Below are 19463 nucleotides of genomic sequence, written 5' to 3' on the forward strand. Positions count from 1 at the left end.
GCTGTTTTCGCAACTCCCGATAGACTGATCGCTAGGGCAAGGAGACAAGCGTTTCAAGCGTATTGATGAAGGTCGAAGGTTAAAACGAAAATTTCCGTAAGTTCATAGCTTGCGCTTTCGTGTTCCGTCGCTTAGTCCCGGCCAACAATACGAGAGGCCCGAAAGATGCCAGTTGCGTCCAAGACCACCATTTCCACACTGGAAGAACGCGCCGCCCATGTGCGCGAAATGGCGCGTCAGGTGCGCATACGTAGCCTTGGGATGGTGTTCGAGGCCCGTCAGGGACACCCCGGCGGCGACATGTCAATCGCCGATGTTCTGGCCGCGCTCTATTTCGACGCCATGCGGTATAATCCGGCGAATCCGACCGATCCGGCGCGTGACCGCTTTATCCTGAGCAAGGGCCACTGCACTGGCGCACTGTATAGCACACTGGCCAAGGCAGGCTTCTTTCCGGAAGAAGAACTCTCAACCTATATGCAGCCGCTTTCCCGTTTGAACGGCCACCCCAACCGCAGCAAGACGCCAGGTGTTGAAACCAACACAGGCCCGCTGGGCCACGGGTTGCCAGTGGCGGTGGGCATCGCCATTGCCGGGCAGATCGACAAGGCCGACTATCGCGTGTTCGTGGCCACTGGCGACGGCGAATTGCAGGAAGGCAGCAACTGGGAAGCGGCGATGACCGCAGGCCACCGCAAGCTTTCCAACCTGACGCTGATCGTTGACCGCAACCGCCTGCAGCAGGGCGCCCGCACCGAAAATACCGTAGGGCTTGAACCGCTGGGCGACAAATGGCGCGCCTTTGGCTGGGATGTGTCCGAAGTGGACGGGCACGATCACGCGGCGCTGCTGCCGCTGCTGGACGGATCGCAAACCCGCGATAAGCCACTTTGCATCATTGCCAACACGATAAAGGGCAAGGGCGTGTCGTTCATGGAAGATCAGGCAAGCTGGCACCATGGCGTGCCCAATGCCGAACAATTTGCCCAGGCCATGAAGGAGCTGGAAGCGTGAGCGCCCCTGTTTCCAGCAATGCGAAGCTTTTCGATTGCCGCGACGCCTATGTCGCCACGCTCGAAAGCCTTGCCGCCGAAGACAACCGCATCGTGGCGGTGGTCAACGATTCCGTTGGCTCCAGCAAACTGGGCGGTTTCCGCACCAAGTTTCCAGAACGCCTTATCAATGTCGGCATTGCCGAACAGAACATGGTCGGTGTGGGTGCAGGCCTTGCCAATGGCGGCAAAGTGGCGTTCGTTTCGGGCGCAGCCTGTTTCCTAACCGCGCGATCGCTGGAACAGGTGAAGGCTGACGTTGCCTATTCCAACACCAACGTAAAGCTGTGCGGCATTTCCAGCGGAGTCGCCTATGGCGAACTTGGCCCGACGCACCATTCCATTGAAGACGTGGCATGGCTGCGCACGATGGGCAACATTACGGTTATCGTGCCCGCAGACCCGTGGGAAACCGAACAGGCAATCCGCGCCGCTGCCGCTTATGAAGGACCGATGTTCATCCGCATCAGCCGTATGGGCGTGCCCGCGCTGGACCGCCCGGAAGGCGCAACCTTCACCATCGGCAAGGCTGAAACGCTCCATGCAGGGGACGATGCGGCGATCATCGCCAGCGGCACCATGGTCTGCCGCGCGGTCGAGGCCGCACAGGCGCTGGCTGCACAAGGCATTGCGGCGCGCGTGATAAATATGTCGTCCATCTCTCCGCTGGACGAAGAGGCGATCCTTTCCGCTGCGGTAACCGGTGCAATCGTGACCGTGGAAGAAGGTTGCGTACGCGGCGGTCTGGGTGGTGCGGTGGCCGAAGTGGTAGCCACGCACACGCCCTGCCGCATCAAGATTCTGGGCTTTCCCGGCTTCCTGCCCACCGGGTCTGCCGAATTCCTGATGGAACACTTCGGCCTGACTGCCGATAACATCGCCGCTTCTGTGCGCGAACTGCTGGGCCGCTGACCTGAACCATGCCGACACCTGCCATTCTTGCTATCGATCAGGGGACGACCAACACCAAGGCGTTGCTGATTACATTCGATGGCCACTTGGCGGCGGTGGGTTCAGTGCCAACGGGCGTGCAGTATCCACGACCCGGCTGGGCTGAACAATCGGGCGACGCAATCCGCGCCAGCACGGCTGCGGCGATTACCGCTGCACTGGCCAAAGCAAGCGATATTCAGATTGCCGCCATCGCCATTTCCAATCAGCGCGAAACCGTGCTGGCATGGGATGCGCAGACCAGCGAGCCGGTTGGCCCGGCAGTGATTTGGCAATGCCGCCGGTCGAGCGAGCTTTGCACGTCCTTGCGCGCAGCAAGCCATGAAGACCTGATCCAGCGGACAACCGGTTTGGGGCTGGACCCGCTGTTTTCCGCCGGAAAGCTGCGCTGGCTACTGGATAATGCCCCCGGCGCGCAGGATCTGCATCACGCCGGAAAGCTGCGCACGGGCACGGTCGATTCCTGGCTGTTGTGGAACCTGACCGGCGGCGCAATCCATGCCACCGACGCCAGCAACGCATCGCGCACGCAATTGTTGGCGCTGGATAGCGCGGCATGGTCACCCGAACTGCTGGCGCTGTTCGGCGTTTCGGCCGATGTTCTGCCACAGGTTCTGCCTTCCGACAGCCGCTTTGGCGAAACGCGCGGCGGGTTTGCCGGGCTGCCCGATGGCGTCCCCATCCATGCCATGATGGGCGATTCCCACGCATCGATGTTCGGCCACGGCATCAGCGCGCCCGGCATGGTCAAAGTGACGCTGGGCACCGGATCATCGCTGATGTGTACCACTGGCATCCGCCGCCCATCCACGCACGGACTTTCGGAAACCATTGCATGGGCCACCGGCGCAGGCGGTGTGGTTCATGCGCTGGAAGGCAACATCACCGTGTCAGGCCATGCTGCCGCATTCGCCAGCGAAATGCTGGGCCTTGCCGGGCCGCAAGCGCTGACCGAACTTGCCATTTCGGTCGATGACAGCAACGGCGTGGTGTTCCTGCCCGCGATGGCCGGGCTGGGCGCGCCGCACTGGGATGAAAAGGCGCGCGGAGTTATCTGCGGCCTTTCCCTGTCGAGCAAACCCGCACACATCGCCCGCGCCGTGCTGGAAGGCATTGCCCATCAGATTTGCGACGTGGTGGCCGCATTTGAAGCCGACCTTGGCGCGCCGCTAACCTCTATTTCTGTCGATGGCAGTGCCGCGCGCAGCGACTTTCTGGTACAGTTGATTGCTGACCTTTCAGGCCGCAAGGTTGAACGCCCTTCGCAGACCGAACTCAGCGCCATCGGCGCGGCGATGATGGCCGCCAATGCATTGGGCCGCCCAATTGCGCCGTCGATTATCAGTAGTGATCGCAGCTTTATGCCTGCACTGAACGATGACCGCCGCGATGCCATGCGCGGGCAATGGCACACTGCCATCGCACGGGCCAAGGTTAGCTGATCTGGGCCCAATCAGGCAACGATAACGACAATTCCCAAATCTTCGAATGCGCGGCGGTCTTCGTCGGAAATGCCATCATCCGTTATCAGCGTATGAACCTGATCGATCGCCCCCAGCGACGAGAACGAGGTTTTACCGATCTTACTGGAGTCCGCGACGAGATAGACCTGCGCGGCCGATTCAATCATCGCACGCTTCACCGCAATGTCGCCAATCGCCGGATATGTAAGCCCCGCGTCGAACGACACGGCAGCGGTTGCCAGAAACAGTTTTTGCGCGAACAGGCCCTTGAAGTAATCCGCCGACCGCTCACCCGAAAGCGAGAGCGTGGGCGGTTTGAACTGGCCGCCGGGCATGTGGATGGTGCACGTGGGCATCGCGCCCAGCATCAAGGTGATGTTCAGCGCATTGGTGATGACCGTCAGGTGTTCCTTGGTAGCAAGGTTGGCGGCGATTTCGGTGGTGGTGGACCCGGAATCGAGGATGATGGTTTCGCCATCGTTGACCAGCGCAGCCGCCGCCGCGCCAATGCGACGTTTGGCATCGATGTTAATCATGTGGTGCAACGCCAGATCGCGCACCTGCTGCGGCACCGATTTCAGATAGGCCCCGCCATGTTCGCGCACAATGTGGCCTTCAGCCTCGAGCCGTTCCAGATCCTGACGCACGGTTACTTCCGAGACGCCGAAGACTTCGGCCAGATCACGCACCCGCGCGCTACCTTCTTCCTGCAACCAGTCCAGAATCTTCAGGCGGCGCGCTTTACCCAGCAGCAATGCGCCCTGTCGCGCAGCGGCGGGCTTTGCGCGTCGAGCCGCTTTCGGTTCGATCTCGGCAAGCGTTTCGATTTCCGATTTTCTTGTGCTGCGCCGACCCGCCATCTGCTCACTCATGCTGTGCCGCCACTGGCGACTGTCGCTTATCGACTAACACGATCAAAGCTCTTGGGGCAGTCCCTTTGATCGATTTTCGCCCGATAACGCTCAACAATTCGTCATCACACCCTGCACGCTGAAATCATTTGAAAACACTTTTTCATAAAACACAAAAATTCGAAGTATTTTACCTTGTTCCGCTGCGTATTCCGCATTAGCCTCCCCCTCATAAAGTCGGACAAGGCCAGGCGCTTCGCACTGATGTATAATAACAGCCGGGTCAAATCTGCAGGACGGCCTGCACAAATTACCTCTGCATATTTCAATAAGAAAATCGAAAGAGGATGTTGGCGTTATGAATGAATTGCGCTTGCCAAAGCCATGGATGGCGAGCCTCACCGGCGCTGCCGCACTGCTGAACAGCGGATGCGCAACCGGCACCCCGTCTGCAAGCACAGCCGCCAGTGCCAAACTGCCGCGATATGCCCTTACTCCAACAGGGCAGAAGCCGCGCGTGGTGATTACCGCCGATCCGGAACTGGACGATTCCAACTCACTAGTACGTTATCTGCTGTATAGCCCGGACTACCGCACCGAAGGGCTGGTCTATGCCAGCAGCCAGTTCCATTGGAAGGGCGATGGCAAAGGTACGAAGTTTTCCGTGCCGGGCCGCGAATACAACCGCTTTGGCCTGAACATGTGCCCTTGCACATCATGGCGCTGGGCACCGGATGAGCGCTTTATCGATGATGCCGTGGACGCCTATGAAAAGGCGTGGCCCAACTTGCGCATCCATGATGCGGGCTATCCTTCACCGCAGGAACTTCGATCAAAAATCCGCTGGGGCAATGTCGAATTCGACGGCGAGATGGAGCGCGACACCGACGGATCAAACCTGATTAAATCGCTGCTGCTGGATGCCGAAGAAACCCCGATCTACCTGCACGCATGGGGCGGGCAAAGCACCATTGCCCGCGCGCTGAAATCAATCGAGGAGCAGTACAAAAGCACCACCGACTGGGACCGCATCCGCGCCAAGGTCGTGCGCAAGGCGGTGATCCATCCATCCGGCGATCAGGACGATACCTACGAAAAGTATATCAAGCCCAACTGGCCGGACATCCGTTATCGTGAACAGCAAGGTTCGGTACCGTTCGGTTACAATGTCGAATATACCGCATCGCTGGCGGATGCACAGTATTTCACCAAGGAATGGACGCAGGCCAACGTGTCCCAGCGCGGCCCACTTGGTGCTTTCTATCGCGTGTGGGGCGATGGGCGACAGATGGTGCAGGGCGACAAGTTCGACTATTTCTGGATCGCTGGGAAGACCGCAGCTCAGCTTCGGGCCGAAGGTTATGTGGTGTGGACACCAGTGCACGAAAAGGGATCATTCCTTGGCGAGGGCGACACCGGCACGTTCGTCAACCTGATCGACAACGGGCTGGATGGCTATCGTGATGACAGCTTTGGCGGATGGGGTGGCTATCTACGCCGCGGCCCGCGCATGACCGGCGCAACCATGTTCGCCATTCCCGCCGATGCGTTGAAGGCCGTGGACAATCCGAACCGCAATACAACCAAGGAAGATCACCCTTTCCTTGCCGCTGCACAACGTGACTTTGCCGCGCGCTTCGTCTGGGCAACCACCCCGGATCGCGCTAAGGCAAACCATCCGCCGGTGGTGCGGGCACAGGGAGCAAAGCTTATTTCGGCCAAGCCGGGTGAGACTATCCGGCTTGCGGTCAGCACCAGCGACCCGGACGACAACGCCGTAGCAATGCGCTGGTGGCATTGGGCAAAGGCCGGGACGTTCGAAGGAACGCTCACGCTTTCACAAGAATCGGGCAGCAGCATCAGCCTGGTGATTCCCACATCGGCCCGCCCCGGCGATACGATCCAGATCGTAGCCGAAGGCACCGACAACGGAACGCCTACACTGACACGTTATGCCAAGTTTGTGATTACAGTGGCAAATTGACCCTGCAACGGTGGGGTGTGACACCGAACCCCACAAACAAACACTACAATGTGATCTAACTTGACTGTCGCCACACCAATGTGCGACACAATGTGTCATGGCACAGGACATTGTAGCGCGTGCGCGCAAGCTCATCGAAGATCGGGTCATTTCACGGGCAGCCCTTGCCCGCGCAGCCGGATTGCATCCCAACACCTTGCGCGATGCACTTTTGCCCGACTGGAATCCCACGGTCGACACCCTTACCAAGCTTGAACGGGCGATGGACGACAGCGAAGACGATGATTTCGCGCTCGCAACCGTCGAAGAAATTATCGCAGAAGTGCGCAATGGCCGCATGGTCATTCTTGTAGACGACGAAGACCGCGAAAACGAAGGCGACCTGCTGATCCCCGCGCAGATGGCCACGCCTGAATCGATCAACTTCATGGCCACCCATGGACGCGGGCTGATTTGCCTGTGCCTGACCGCCGACCGCTGCAACCAGCTTGGCCTTGAACTGATGAGCCGCAACAACGGCACACGCCACGGCACCGCCTTTACCGTATCCATCGAAGCGCGCGAAGGCGTGGACACCGGCATTTCAGCAGCAGACCGCGCCCGCACCGTTGCCGTTGCGGTGGACGCTACCAAGACCCGCGACGATATCGTCACCCCCGGCCATGTCTTCCCGCTGATCGCGCGCGATGGCGGCGTGCTGGTGCGGGCGGGCCATACCGAAGCTGCTATCGATCTTCCCCGCCTTGCCGGTCTGAACCCTTCGGGCGTGATCTGCGAAGTGATGAACGACGACGGCACAATGGCGCGCCTTGACGACCTGATCCCATTTGCGCGCAAGCACGGTCTGAAGATCGGCACGATCCGCGACCTCATCGAATACCGTCGCCGCAATGACCATCTGGTCGAATGCGTCAATCAGGCACCATTCCACACCGATTACGGCGGCGAGTGGACGATCAAGACCTATCGCAACAAGATCGACGGTTCCGCCCACCTTGTCCTGCAAAAGGGCGCTGTTGTTCCAGGCGAACCGACGCTGGTGCGTATGCACTCCATTTCGGTGCTGTCCGATGTGCTGGGCCAGCCCGGCCCGCGCAAGCGCATCCTGCAACGGGCCATGAACGAGGTCGGAGAAGCTGGCGCGGGCGTGATCGTACTGCTGATGCCAACCGATCCCGAACAGCTTATCCGTGAAGTGGGCGGCACGTCCGGGCACGACATGGAACTGCGCAGCTATGGCATCGGCGCACAAATCCTTGCCGATCTTGGTGTGCATGACATGGTGCTGTTGACCAATTCGCACCACAATCTTGTGGCACTGGAAGGCTATGGCCTGAACATCACTGGCGAACGGGCCATCCCCGCCGCCTGATATACAGCTTGGAAAACAACAGGGCGGGTCGACTTGAAGCCGGCCCGGCCTGTTGTTTTATGCAGCTGGTTTTACCCGGATCATAACCCGGCGATAAGACGTTAGCGCGGGCGCACCATCGTCCTTTACCTCAAGGATCAGGTGCAGCGTCCGCTCTGCCTTTACCGCGGGCAAAGCCACCGTGCAGTCGGCGCTTTCGTCATTCGCAATCGCCAACTTGGGCGAAGGATTACCCGGCACGTCGCTTGGTTCGGCATATTGCCACCAGCGATAGGACAGCGCATTACCATCTGGGTCCGTGGTGCCCTTGGCCGAAATTGTCAGCGCCGCCCCCGCAATGCCTTCAACCGTGACAGGCTCCAGCCCGGCAGCGCCGTTGACGATGGTGCGCGGATTGTGATTGGCCTTCTTGCGATCCGCCGTCAGCGTCCAGTTGATACGCGCGGCAAAATCGCTCTGGAACGCCTCGCGCCAGCGAAAGATCGTGGCCTGATTGGTCCGCCACGTGCGCCCGGTTGCGTCGGTAAAGGTGTCCGGCGCATCGCCATAATGCGCCGCACCTTCGTAAACCGGAGTATAGCGGCCGCCCCATCCGCCCCAATCCGGGCGGTCGGGGAAATTCAACCCGTTCGGAATCGTGCCAAGGAACGCGGGCGTATCGCCTTCCATGATAAACATGTGCGGCGGATAGGCCTGCCCCAGCGGGCCCTTGCGCACGTTCTGTTCCAGCCATGCGTTGGTGACCATGTCACCGCCCGGCCATTTGTCCTTGGCAAACAGGTCTGCCGAAATGCCGGTCCATGCCGCTTGCCCATACTGGCCCCAGCCATGCACGCTGACCACCCATTGCAAATCCGGGAAGTTGCGCCGCGCCCAAGGCCCGGCATCGTCCTGATCCGAAATCGAATAGACTCGCAGGCGCGATGTGAAAGCCGCCACCTGTTCAGGGGTGCGGGTCTTGCGCACGGTCCACAGCGCCTGCGCCAGATCGATCGCCCCGCCCCAGACCGACAGATAGATCGGACGCTTGTCGTCCTTGTCCACCGCAGCGATGATCCGCCCCGATCCATCGGTGTCGCGACCATCGCCCACGCAAGCCATGCCATAGCACGATGCGCCGACGCTGATCGCGTCCAGTAGCTTGGCAGGATCGGGATAGCCATCGGCATGTTGGCGCAAATTGGGCAGCACCTTGGCATAGGCCGCCACCCGTTCGCGCAACAGATCAGGCTGGTTCTTCGTGCGTTGCCAGGTGCTGGTCGTGGCAACGATACCTTCGATATCAAACGTGTTGGAATAGAGCAGGAACCGCACAAACGATTCAGAATCATCAGGTTCGTTGCCGATATCGGTCAGCACCACCACGCGCCGCCGCGCCTCGGCATCGCCACCATCCACAGCAATCGCGGGACCGGCAACCAGCGTCGCCATCGAACATGCAAGCAACGCAATACGGCGGAATTTCATCGAAAACCTCGTGCCAGTACAAGATTTAGAAGTGCGGCAGGCCCCGCGAGCAATCAAGTCGCGAGGCCTGTCGTTACAGGTCACAGATGCAGAACGATCAAAGCTTGGTGCGCAGGCCCACAGCGACCAGCCGACCCAGCGTGGACCCGTTGGCAAAACCGTTGCCAGTGTTGCGGAACGGCGGATCCTGATCGGCTACGTTGTCGATGTTCAGCGTCAGCGATGCTTCCTTGAACATGCCGATCTTGCCCAGATCATAGGCGAAGTAGAGATCGACCGTATCATAGCCCTTCACGCGGGCCTGAACCGGATCACCAATGATCGGGAAGCTACCGCGATGGGTCAGCGTCGCACGGGCGGTAACCGCGCCGACATCAGCGCCCAGCGAGGCGACATAGTTCAGGCGATTAAAGCCGTTCTTCAGGCGATCAACAAAGGCAGCCGTCGGCGTTTCGCGCGTGTTGCGGTTAAGCACGTAAGTGCCCGCAAAGCTGGCATTGATCGAACCGAAGCCGGTCTTCTGGTTGACGCTGACCGTGAAGTCGAGGCCATCCTGCTTCAACTGGCCACGGTTATAACGGCGAAGATCATAGATCGCGGTCGGGCTGTTGCTGGAAAAGAACGACTGCAGCGACGAGAAGTTGTCGGCCCGCGCCCCGTTCGAAAACGCCACAGCCTGTGCCAGCGTTGGGTTCAGGATATAGAACGGCGCGTTGGTGGGATCGGCGTAATAGGCAGCGCCCTGCAGGAAGTTGCCCGCATTGACCGAAATGACGTTGGTGAAATCGACGTTGTAATAGGTCAGACTGATGTTCAGCGCGTCCCATACAGGCGGCTTGATATCGACCCCCAGCGACCAGGTGTTGGCCTTTTCCGGCTGCAACGTGGGACTGCCACCAGAAATGAACAGGATCGGGCGGAAGAAGTCGGCAGGCGAGCTGCCCGGCGCAAGATTGGTGGACACCGCAATCGAGGTGACGCGCGCATCGACCGCGCCGGTGGTGTCGGCAAGGCTGGGCGCATGGAACGAGGTGCCGTAGTTACCACGGAAGGTCATCCATTCGACCGGGCGATAGTTGAAGCCGACCTTGGGGTTGGTGGTGCCGCCAACATCGTCATAGCTGTCGTAACGCACCGAACCGGTCAGATCGAGACCAGCAAGCCCCGGCTGCGCATTGTCGGCACCGAACACGGGCACGAACACTTCGCCATAGACTGACTTCACCCGACGGGATGCCACGGCGCGGTTGCGCTTGGGCGTTGCGGTGGGGCCGAATGCAATGCTGGCATCCATCTTTTCCCAGTGATATTCGGCGCCGATGGCCACCCGCGCATCGCCGCCTGGCAGGCTGGCGAACGGACCGTCCAGCACGATGCGGGCTTCACCCAGATCCTGCTTCGACTGCGAATAGTTCTGGTAATCAGCAATGCCCGCCAGCACCGGCGGATTTGTCTGCGACAGGTTATAGGGATTCAGCGCCGTGGCCGTGGTCGTGCCAGCCAGCGCCGCGTTAGCGGCATCGGCATTGATCGCACGTTCGGTGGTGGCGTTGAAGCTGTGGCCATAGTTGCCCATCAGCAGCACATTCCAGTTGCCGCCAATGTCGATGTTGAACGTGGGCGTGATGCCCATCGAATCAAAGCGAGCGGGGCTCTGCACACCGTCATCGCCAAAGACCGATGTGTAATCGAACAGCACGCCTTGCGACGTTTCGCTTCCAATCGCCTGGAAGAACGGATTGGTCGAACGGATCGTGCCGTTGGTGGCCAGCGGTGCCGTGCGGGTCACCGTGTCACGCCGCGAATAATACGCCTGCATGTTGAAGTTGACCGTGTCGCTCATGTCATTGTCGAGCACGGCATAAACAGAATGACGGCGTTCACGCGGATAGATATCGGCGTAGTCGGTGCTGTCGCATTTGTTCTGCGTGCCCGCCACACGGCCCGGCATGGCATAGCTGACGCCTGCAACCGTGATGTTGGTCAGCGCGCAAGTTGCCACGCGGCGATCAGTGCCGCCTTGCGCGCGGCTGTCCTGCGTCACGTAATCGCGCTCAAGCCCCTGAATGTTGTTGTGCCAAGCATAGTTGTAGCCAACCATGAGCGAACCGGTGCCCCAGTCCTTGCCCACCAGCAGGTTGGCGTCGACCGTGCGATAGCCGTCCGCGAAACCGACACGGCCGCTAGCTTCAACACCCGAAGCGCGCTTGCGCGTGATGAAGTTGATAACGCCGCCGATGGCGTCCGAACCATAGATCGACGATCCGCCATCAGGGATCACTTCGACACGTTCGATCATGCCCGGCGGGATGATGGTGGGATCGGCATAGGTCTGCAGAATACCCGAACCGACCAAACGGTGGCCGTTGACCAGCAGCAGCGTGGTGGTGCCGCCCGAAGCGCCAAGGCCACGCAGGTTGGTAGCCGCAATCGGCTGCCCGAAACCGGCAGTGCCCGAAACAAACGAGTTGAAGTTGCTGATCTGCGGAATGGTCGACATCAAATCATTGGTCGACGCGGCGCCGGTCGCCACCACGTCGGCGGTGGTCACGGCAACAACATTTGTACCAACCGGCGCGATCCCGCGGATCAGCGTACCGGTGACGATGATTTCCTTGTCGCTGGGAGCCGCAGCCGAATCTTCGCTTACTTCGCCCTCCACCGCATCCTGCGCCAGAACCGGTGAGGCGAGCGCGGCCAGCAGCGCAAACACGCTGGCGGAATTAAAAGCGACTCGACGGATTTCAGGCATTTTCACAACCATTCCCCTTCCCCGTATGTGGCTTTATGCAGCGTCAGGCCTCCTGCCCGACATATTGCAAGCTCTCTCTGGGGCTGCGGTCTAAGTGAAGATGTTACGAATTGCAATTGACGTTTTACGGTTTTTTTCTATTTTTTAAATCGAAGCTGCATTTTCTTTCGAATTAAATGAATCGCAGACAGCTGACTTATATGGGAGAGACAAACTTGCTGAAATCCCTGGAAATCTCGCGCCGCCAGCTTTTGGCGTCCTCGGCAGCGGCCAGCCTGCTCTCCACCTCACCCCTTGCCGCAGCCGCGAAAAAGCGGAGCACTCCCATCGTTTCAACCACAAATGGCCCCGTGCGCGGCCTGGTTGAAGACGGTGGAATTCATGTTTTCCGTGGGCTTCGCTATGCCGCGCCGCCAGTAGGCAAGCTGCGCTTTCGCGCGCCACAGCCTGTGCCCAAATGGACGAAAGTTTTCGAAGCACAATCGTTTGCAAACGCAGCCGTGCAAGATCCGGTTCAGGGCGACATGCCGAAGGATGAGACGCATGGCGAGGACTGCCTGTTCCTCAACGTCTGGGCACCTTCCCCGACCAAAGCAGAACAGCCGGTTATGGTGTGGCTGCACGGTGGCGGCTTTTCCAGCGGCGCTTCCAGCCGCCCGACCTATTGGGGCGACCATTTCGCTCGCGATGGCGTGGTAATGGTCGGCGTCAATCACCGGCTGAACGTGTTCGGTTTCACCCAGTTGCCCGATAGCTGGGGGCCTGACTATGCCTCATCCGGCGTGGCCGGACTGCTCGATATCGTCGCTGCGCTGCACTGGGTGCGGGACAACATCGCCCAATTCGGTGGCGATCCTGAAAACGTCACCATCTTTGGCGAAAGCGGCGGCGGGGCAAAGGTTTCGCTGCTGCTGTCGATGCCTTCGGCCAAAGGTCTGTTCAAGAAGGCGATCATTCAATCCGGAGCCGCGCTTCAAGCCACGCCGCGCGCCTATGCCACCAGCCTTGGCCAGAGCCTGACCGAAGTTCTGGGCGTTGCGCCCGGCGATGTTGCTGCACTGGCCACCATCGACACCCAGCGGGTTTTCGACGCGCAGAAAGCGGCAGTCGAAAAGGTGAAATCAACCGAAACCAAGGGCTTCCTCATCACTGGCTTTGGCCCAAGCATTGATGGCAAGGAACTGCCCGGCAACCCGTTCTCGCCGCAAGCCTCGCCCATTGCAGCTGACATTCCGCTGATAATCGGGTCCAACAAGGACGAGGCGACGATGTTCATGATGGACCCAGCCCTGCCCAAGACCACCGCCGAAGGCTTCGAACGTCATGTCGCAGAAGCCTATCCCAACGATGCCTCAGAAATGGCCTCAGCCCTGCGCGAAGCGTTCCCCGGATATTCGCCGGGCGACCTGATCGTGGCGCTGGGCGGGCTGCAGATGTTCTGGATCAATTCCGTGATCCTTGCCGAACGCAAACTGAAGCAGAATGCGCCCGTGTGGATGTATCGCATGGACCACGAACTGCCGACTTTCGGCGGCAGGCTGAAGGCAGGCCACGCCACCGAACTGTCCTATGTCTTTGGCACGTACGACAATATCCGCCACTTCGTCGGTCCAGGTGAACCGCCAGCACGCATGGCAATGCAGATGCATCCGGCGTGGGTCGCATTTGCGCGGAACGGTAATCCGCAAACACGGTTTATTCCTGAGTGGCCAAAGTATGATGCAGCTTCGCGCACCACCATGATCTTCAATCTGACCAGCAAGGTCGAAAGCGACCCGCTGGCGAAGATCCGCAGGATCATGTCGCGTTACGTCACCGCCTGACCGCACTCAGAGCAGCGACGATGCTCCCCCGCCTATCCTCACTCCCTCAGGCGGGGGAGTCATTGGTCGCGGAGTTCAGAGGGCCGAAACACTCGCAGACATGCCCAGATCATCGGCGCATTTGTGCTGCCAGCAACGCTGACCTTGCGGCCAGCGCATGCAAATCCTAGCTAGGGCCTATGGCAGACCCGTATTCGATCTTGGGAGTTCCCCGCAGCGCAAGCGAGAAGGACATAAAGTCCGCCTATCGCAAGCTGGCAAAGGAGCTGCACCCGGACACCAACAAGGACAACCCCAAAGCGTCGGAGCGCTTTTCGGAGGTCACCCGCGCCTACGATCTGCTGTCCGACAAGGACAAGCGCGCCCGGTTCGACCGGGGTGAGATTGATGCTGACGGTAACCCCATGGGCGGGTTTGGAGGAGGCTTTGGCGGCGGCGGGTTTCGCGGCCAGCAAGGCGGTTTTCGCCACGACGGCGGCTTCGAGGGCGGATTCGGCGGGGCCGAAGGCGTCGACATCGGGGACATCTTCGAAGGTCTGTTCGGCGGAAGGGGTGGAGCCGCTGGCGGCGGCTTTGGTGGGAGTGCCCGGCGCGGCCCGCCGCCAAAGGGCGCCAATGTCAGCTATCGCCTGCAGGTATCGTTTACCGATGCAGCCACGCGCGCCAACCAACGTATCACACTGTCCGATGGCAAGACCATCGATCTGAAACTGCCCGCCGGAGTGGAGCATGGTCAGCAGATGCGGCTGGGCGGAAAAGGCGAGTCCGGTCCCGGCGGCAGCGGTGATGCCATTGTCACCATCGAAATTGGCAGCCACCCGTTCTATGAACGCAACGGCGACAATATCCGGCTAGATCTGCCGATCAGCCTGTCAGAAGCCGTGAACGGTGCGAAAGTGAAAGTGCCCACGGTGGACGGCCCGGTGATGCTGACCGTGGCCCCCGGCAGTTCCAGTGGCCGCACCCTGCGCCTGAAAGGCCGGGGCTTTTCGCGCAAGGACGGGACACGCGGCGATCAGTTGGTCACCCTGCAGATCGATCTTCCTGCCGATGATGCGGATCTGAAAGCCCGTCTCGAGGGTTGGACGGACATGCGAGATCTCCGTAGCAAACTTGGCGTCTGATCGGTGACGCCGGGCCAACAGCCCCCCAGTCACCACCAGATGCCGGACCTGTCGCCTGAAGCCCGGCGACGCGACGCGCTGCGCTGGCGTGCAGGGCTTGCCGAAGCGCATGAACGACTTGGCCCCGGCAGCCGCGCGTGGGAAGTGGTCAAGCGGGTGTGGACCGGCGTATTCAACGACGGCTCGATCCATGCAGGCAATCTTGCCTATATGATTGTCATCGCGCTGTTCCCATTCTTCATCACCGGGGCCGCGCTGTTTTCAGCCATTGGCGAACCCAGCCAACGCGCCGCTGCCATCGATACGGTGCTGATCGCGCTGCCCCCGGTGGTGGCCGCCACTATTGAACCTGTGGCTCGCAGCGTGATCGAGGCGCGCACCGGTTGGTTGTTGTGGGTGGGCGGAATTTTCGGGCTGTGGACCGTGGGCAGTCTGGTCGAAACGATCCGCGACATCCTCCGCCGCGCCTATGGCACCCGCTGGGAACATGCCTTCTGGCGCTATCGCCTGATGTCCACAGGCATCACGCTGGCATCAGTCGTGCTGATTCTGCTGTCGATTTTTGCCCAGGTGTTGATCGGGGCGGCACAGGAAGCCATTGCAGCATGGTTCCCGCAACTCGATGCGGTTGCCCAAGGCCTGTCACTGTCGCGTTTCGCCCCGGCGGTGGTGCTGTATGGCGCGCTGTGGCTGCTGTTTGCCTCGCTTACGCCCGAAGCCTATCGCGGGCGCGACTATCCCAAATGGCCCGGCGCACTGTTTGTCACGGTATGGTGGATTGCGGTGACCACAGCGCTGCCAGTGGCGCTGCGCACGTTCTTTTCCTACGATCTGACCTATGGCAGCCTTGCCGGAATGATGATCGCCCTTTTCTTTTTCTGGCTGGTCGGCTTAGGGATGGTCGTGGGGGCCGAACTCAACGCCGCGCTGACGGAAACACCGGAAGAACGCGATATGTTGGGCCAGGCAGACAATCGGGCGCGTGTGGCAAAACACGGCGCGGTTCATGAGAAGACTAGAAGCGAGAACGAGAACGCATGACCGGACTTATGCAAGGGAAGCGTGGCCTTATCATGGGCCTTGCCAACGACAAGTCGCTGGCGTGGGGGATCGCCAAGAAGCTGCACGAACAAGGTGCAGAACTTGCGTTTTCCTATCAGGGTGAGGCGCTGGAAAAGCGCGTGCGCCCGCTGGCGGCCAGCCTTGGCAGCGACTTCCTGATTGAATGCGACGTGTCCGACATGGCCGCGCTCGACACCGCGTTTGACGAACTGAAGGCAAAGTGGCCGACGATTGATTTCATCGTCCATGCCATCGGCTACTCCGACAAGACGCAGCTGCGCGGCAAGTTTTACGACACCACGCTCGACAACTTCCTGATGACCATGAACATCTCGGCCTACAGCCTTGTGGCCGTGACGCAGCGCGCGGTTCCAATGATGTCGGAAGGCGGCTCGATCCTGACGCTGACCTATTATGGCGCGGAAAAGGTCGTTCCCCATTACAACGTGATGGGCGTAGCAAAGGCAGCGCTGGAAGCCAGCGTAAAGTATCTGGCCAATGACTGTGGCCCGTCCGGTATCCGCGTCAACGCGATTTCGGCAGGCCCGATCAAGACATTGGCTGCCAGCGGCATCGGTGACTTCCGCTACATCCTGAAGTGGAACGAACTGAACAGCCCGCTGCGGCGCAATGTGACGATCGAGGATGTCGGCGGCGCAGGGCTTTATCTGCTGTCCGACCTTGCTTCGGGCGTAACCGGCGAAACCCACCATGTGGACGCAGGCTATCACACCGTTGGCATGAAGCAGGAAGACGCCCCGGACATCGCGCTGGGATAAAACACTCGCCCGTTCGCCCTGCATCGCGCGGGGCGAACGGGCAAGGCGTTACATTCACCGGCCCGCCATCGCCTTGACCCGCGCCAGATACGTGCGGCCAATGCGTTGCATCGAACCATCGGCCAGTTCGGCAGACCACACCCCCAGCCCGTCGTGCCTCAACCCGGCGATCCTGTCGCGCCGCACGATGGTTGAACGGTGCAGACGAATGAAGCGTTCCGGATCGAGCCGTGCTTCTAGCCCGGCGATGGTGTGCAGCATCATGTAGCTGCGCCCCTGCGGGTTCTGTGTGTGCCCGCTTTGCTGCCCCACATGCAGCCGCACATAATCGCGCTCTGCATCGATGCGTTCCAAGTCGGTTGCCGCTACGCGAATCAGTTCCGAACGATGCGGCACCCAGAACTCTTCAAGCCATTCGCTGACAGGCGATTGTTCGCCAAGAGCCTCCTCTGCCGGAGCGGCTGCACGGCGGGCTTGTGCCCGTTCCACAGCACGTTCAAGCCTTTCCTGCGCTACTGGCTTCAAGACATAGTCCACGGCATCGCAATCGAACGCTTCCACCGCGAAATCATCATGCGCGGTCACAAAGACCACCGCCGGGCGGGTTTGTCTACCTGCCAGCGCACGCGCCACGCCCAGCCCGTCGACTTCGGGCATGGTCATATCCAGCAGCACCAGATCGGGGGCAAGTGCCGCGATCAGCCGCAGCGCGGCAGCGCCATCGCTGGCGGTGCCCACCACCTGCAAGGCGGGGATGCGCGAACACAGGATCTGCATACGCTCAACCGCCAGCGGTTCATCATCGACAATCAGCGTGCGCACAACATTCCCCTCAGCATTCCTTCCGCACCACCGGCAGCGTCAGCACCGTGGCGTAACCGCCCGCAGGAAGCGGGCCGGTTTCCACTTTCGCACAGTCTTCGCCAAAGCGCGCGGCAAGACGGCTACGCACATTGGCAAGGCCGATGCCGGTGCCGCCCCCTGCAAAGCCTTCGCCCGGCCCATCGTCCGCCACGCTCAACACCAGAAACCCGCCCGCCTCACGCGCAGAGATGCGGATGGTAACAGCGCGGATCGTGGTGGAAACGGCATATTTGATAGAATTTTCAACCAGAGGCTGCAGGATCATCCCCGGCACGCAGGCGCTCATCAGATCATCGGGCACATCGAATTCACACTTCAACCGGTCGGGAAAACGCACCGCCTCGATATCCAGATAGTGCCGTTGCAGGGCAATCTCGTCCTCCAGTGGCATGTCCGATGTGGGATCACCGGCCAGACTGTGGCGATAGAACCGCGATATCGACTGAATCATGCGTTCGGCCTGTTCACTGCGCCCGACCATGACCAACGCCGACAGCGAATTCAACGTATTGAAGAGAAAATGCGGGTTCACCTGATAACGCAGGCTGCGCAGTTCCGCTGCCTTGGCCGCACGCGCATATTGCCCTTCGCGATATTCCGCCGCACGCAACTGTTCGCCATTACCAAGCGCCAGATAGAGCGCCGCCCAAGCGATCAGCAGGAAGTAGCGGCCCAGCGCCACATCGGTAAGCTGACGCCAAAGCCCCTCGCTTTCCATGGTCTGACGGATGATCGTGACATGATCCGACGGGCCACGCACCTCCTCGGTCACCACATCTGATGGTGACGGCACGGGAATGGCTGCCTCGACCTTTTCGTCAGCGGTATCCCGCAATCCGGCCTTCTGCGCCCGAACTTCACGTGCCCTGGCCAATGCCGCCTTACGCGCGCCTTCAGCCTCGCGCAGCGCCTTGGTTGCTGCAGCGTGCGCCTCGTTATGGATTTTTGCCTGCATGGCGGGGGTCAGCGGAGACACCGGCGGCACAGGGGAAGTAATGGCGGCAGGCGCATCTTCGACAATGCGCTGGACCGATTCAACTTCATCATCCGCGTTGTTGCGAATCAGAAATCCGCCTGCGCGCACTTCGGACGATCCATCGGCAAAGCGGCGCACCATCATGCCGGGGCGGGTAATTACCATGGTGCCATCAGAACCGGTCACGATGTCCGTGTCTTTGAGGCCCTCGATCGCGCCCAATTCTCCCAAAGCTTCCAGTTCCGCCAACGCCTCCTCATCCAAAAACGGATCAGCCTTTGCCGCAGGTTTAACCGATGGAGCAGAAGATGAGGCGGGGGCGACAGGCGCAGCAGGCGGAGCAGGTGCCTTGGGCGAAACCGGCGGCACTGCGGGCATAGGCGGGACAATACCTTCATCCAGCACATCGACCAGCACATTCCCGGCCATGTCATGACGGATCTGAACGCCTGCCTTGCCATCGGTTCCGCGCACCGTCACGTTGTGCGTGGTGGTCGTTTCGGTTGTGTTGCTGCCGTTTGCACCATCATCCGGTTGATCCTGACTGATCCGTTCAATCATGCGCTGTTCGACCGGAGCAAAGGCCCACTGGTTCACCGCAGCCAATGCCAGCGCGGCAGGGAGCATGATGACCAGCGCGGCCGCAACCCGCGTTGACAGCGGCTTTGCATCAAACCGGCGCAACAGCGGCCAGCACGCCACCGTCACCACGATTCCGGCCAGTGTTACCAGCGCGCGCCGCCACAGAAGATCGGTAAAATCGCCCAGCTCCACCACCAGCCCGCGCAGGGTGATGAGCAGGAAATAGCATAGCCACATGGCAACGGCAGAAAGCACCACCTGCCGGGCCGGAACGCGCGGGATACCCGGATCAGTGTTCGCCATGGTCATGCCTACCAGCCTAAACACGAACCGCCCGACACACCATAACGGTGGTCGGGCG

The 19463-nt window shown here is 60.5% G+C and carries 14 protein-coding genes; 9 read left to right on the forward strand and 5 right to left on the reverse strand.

What is annotated here, in order from left to right; translation table 11 throughout:
- Positions 1-165: 165 nt before the first annotated feature.
- From OVA07_RS04415 to OVA07_RS04425, 3 genes are read left to right on the forward strand one after another with little or no spacing between them, the layout of a single operon-like run.
- The gene (locus tag OVA07_RS04415) at positions 166-1014 is read left to right on the forward strand and encodes a transketolase (protein WP_268170260.1); all 849 of its coding nucleotides are present in this window, start codon (positions 166-168) and stop codon (positions 1012-1014) included.
- A complete protein-coding gene (locus tag OVA07_RS04420) occupies positions 1011-1964 on the forward strand; it encodes a transketolase family protein (protein WP_268170261.1) in 954 nt (317 codons plus the stop codon). The genes OVA07_RS04415 and OVA07_RS04420 overlap by 4 nt, the downstream gene beginning before the upstream one ends.
- A gap of 8 nt (positions 1965-1972) precedes the next feature.
- Positions 1973-3445 (forward strand): FGGY family carbohydrate kinase, encoded by a 1473-nt coding sequence (locus tag OVA07_RS04425; protein ID WP_268170262.1) that lies wholly within the window; start codon positions 1973-1975, stop codon positions 3443-3445.
- Positions 3446-3456: 11 nt separating this feature from the next.
- Here the strand turns inward: OVA07_RS04425 and OVA07_RS04430 are convergent, their stop codons facing one another.
- A complete protein-coding gene (locus OVA07_RS04430) occupies positions 3457-4338 on the reverse strand; it encodes a DeoR/GlpR family DNA-binding transcription regulator (RefSeq protein ID WP_268170263.1) in 882 nt (293 codons plus the stop codon).
- Between the two features lie 337 nt (positions 4339-4675).
- Here OVA07_RS04430 and OVA07_RS04435 point away from each other — a divergent pair, with 337 nt between their 5' ends.
- Positions 4676-6301: a DUF1593 domain-containing protein gene (locus OVA07_RS04435; protein WP_268170264.1), complete on the forward strand. Its 1626-nt coding sequence runs from the start codon at positions 4676-4678 to the stop codon at positions 6299-6301.
- A 97-nt stretch (positions 6302-6398) separates the two neighbouring features.
- Positions 6399-7673, forward strand: a complete 1275-nt coding sequence (gene ribB, locus OVA07_RS04440) for a 3,4-dihydroxy-2-butanone-4-phosphate synthase (protein ID WP_268170265.1) — start codon at positions 6399-6401, stop codon at positions 7671-7673.
- Between the two features lie 57 nt (positions 7674-7730).
- Here ribB and OVA07_RS04445 read toward each other — a convergent pair whose 3' ends face one another.
- The gene (locus tag OVA07_RS04445; protein WP_268170266.1) at positions 7731-9140 is read right to left on the reverse strand and encodes a DUF1593 domain-containing protein; all 1410 of its coding nucleotides are present in this window, start codon (positions 9138-9140) and stop codon (positions 7731-7733) included.
- 97 nt (positions 9141-9237) lie between these two features.
- Entirely contained in the window at positions 9238-11892 is a 2655-nt protein-coding gene (locus OVA07_RS04450; RefSeq protein WP_268170267.1) for a TonB-dependent receptor domain-containing protein, read from the reverse strand.
- Positions 11893-12107: 215 nt separating this feature from the next.
- Between OVA07_RS04450 and OVA07_RS04455 the strand changes: the two genes are divergently transcribed.
- The 4 genes from OVA07_RS04455 to fabI all read left to right on the forward strand — a co-directional run bounded on the left by OVA07_RS04455 (position 12108) and on the right by fabI (position 16680).
- Positions 12108-13715, forward strand: a complete 1608-nt coding sequence (locus OVA07_RS04455) for a carboxylesterase/lipase family protein (RefSeq protein WP_268170268.1) — start codon at positions 12108-12110, stop codon at positions 13713-13715.
- Between the two features lie 179 nt (positions 13716-13894).
- Positions 13895-14839 carry a DnaJ C-terminal domain-containing protein gene (locus tag OVA07_RS04460; RefSeq protein ID WP_268170269.1) on the forward strand — a complete coding sequence of 315 codons (945 nt, stop codon included), beginning with the start codon at positions 13895-13897 and terminating at the stop codon, positions 14837-14839.
- Between the two features lie 3 nt (positions 14840-14842).
- Complete coding sequence (locus OVA07_RS04465; protein WP_442789612.1) at positions 14843-15880, forward strand: YihY/virulence factor BrkB family protein; 1038 nt, start codon at positions 14843-14845, stop codon at positions 15878-15880.
- Entirely contained in the window at positions 15877-16680 is an 804-nt protein-coding gene (gene fabI / locus OVA07_RS04470; protein WP_268170270.1) for an enoyl-ACP reductase FabI, read from the forward strand. Before OVA07_RS04465 ends, fabI begins: the two co-directional genes overlap by 4 nt.
- Positions 16681-16734: 54 nt before the next feature.
- Here the strand turns inward: fabI and OVA07_RS04475 are convergent, their stop codons facing one another.
- On the reverse strand, positions 16735-17502 hold the full coding sequence (locus OVA07_RS04475) for a LytR/AlgR family response regulator transcription factor (RefSeq protein ID WP_268170271.1): 768 nt from the start codon (positions 17500-17502) through the stop codon (positions 16735-16737).
- A 10-nt stretch (positions 17503-17512) separates the two neighbouring features.
- A complete protein-coding gene (locus tag OVA07_RS19130; protein ID WP_442789613.1) occupies positions 17513-19411 on the reverse strand; it encodes a sensor histidine kinase in 1899 nt (632 codons plus the stop codon).
- Between the last annotated feature and the right edge of the window lie 52 nt (positions 19412-19463).

The sequence above is a fragment of the Novosphingobium sp. SL115 genome (genome assembly GCF_026672515.1).
Classification (GTDB): Bacteria; Pseudomonadota; Alphaproteobacteria; order Sphingomonadales; family Sphingomonadaceae; genus Novosphingobium.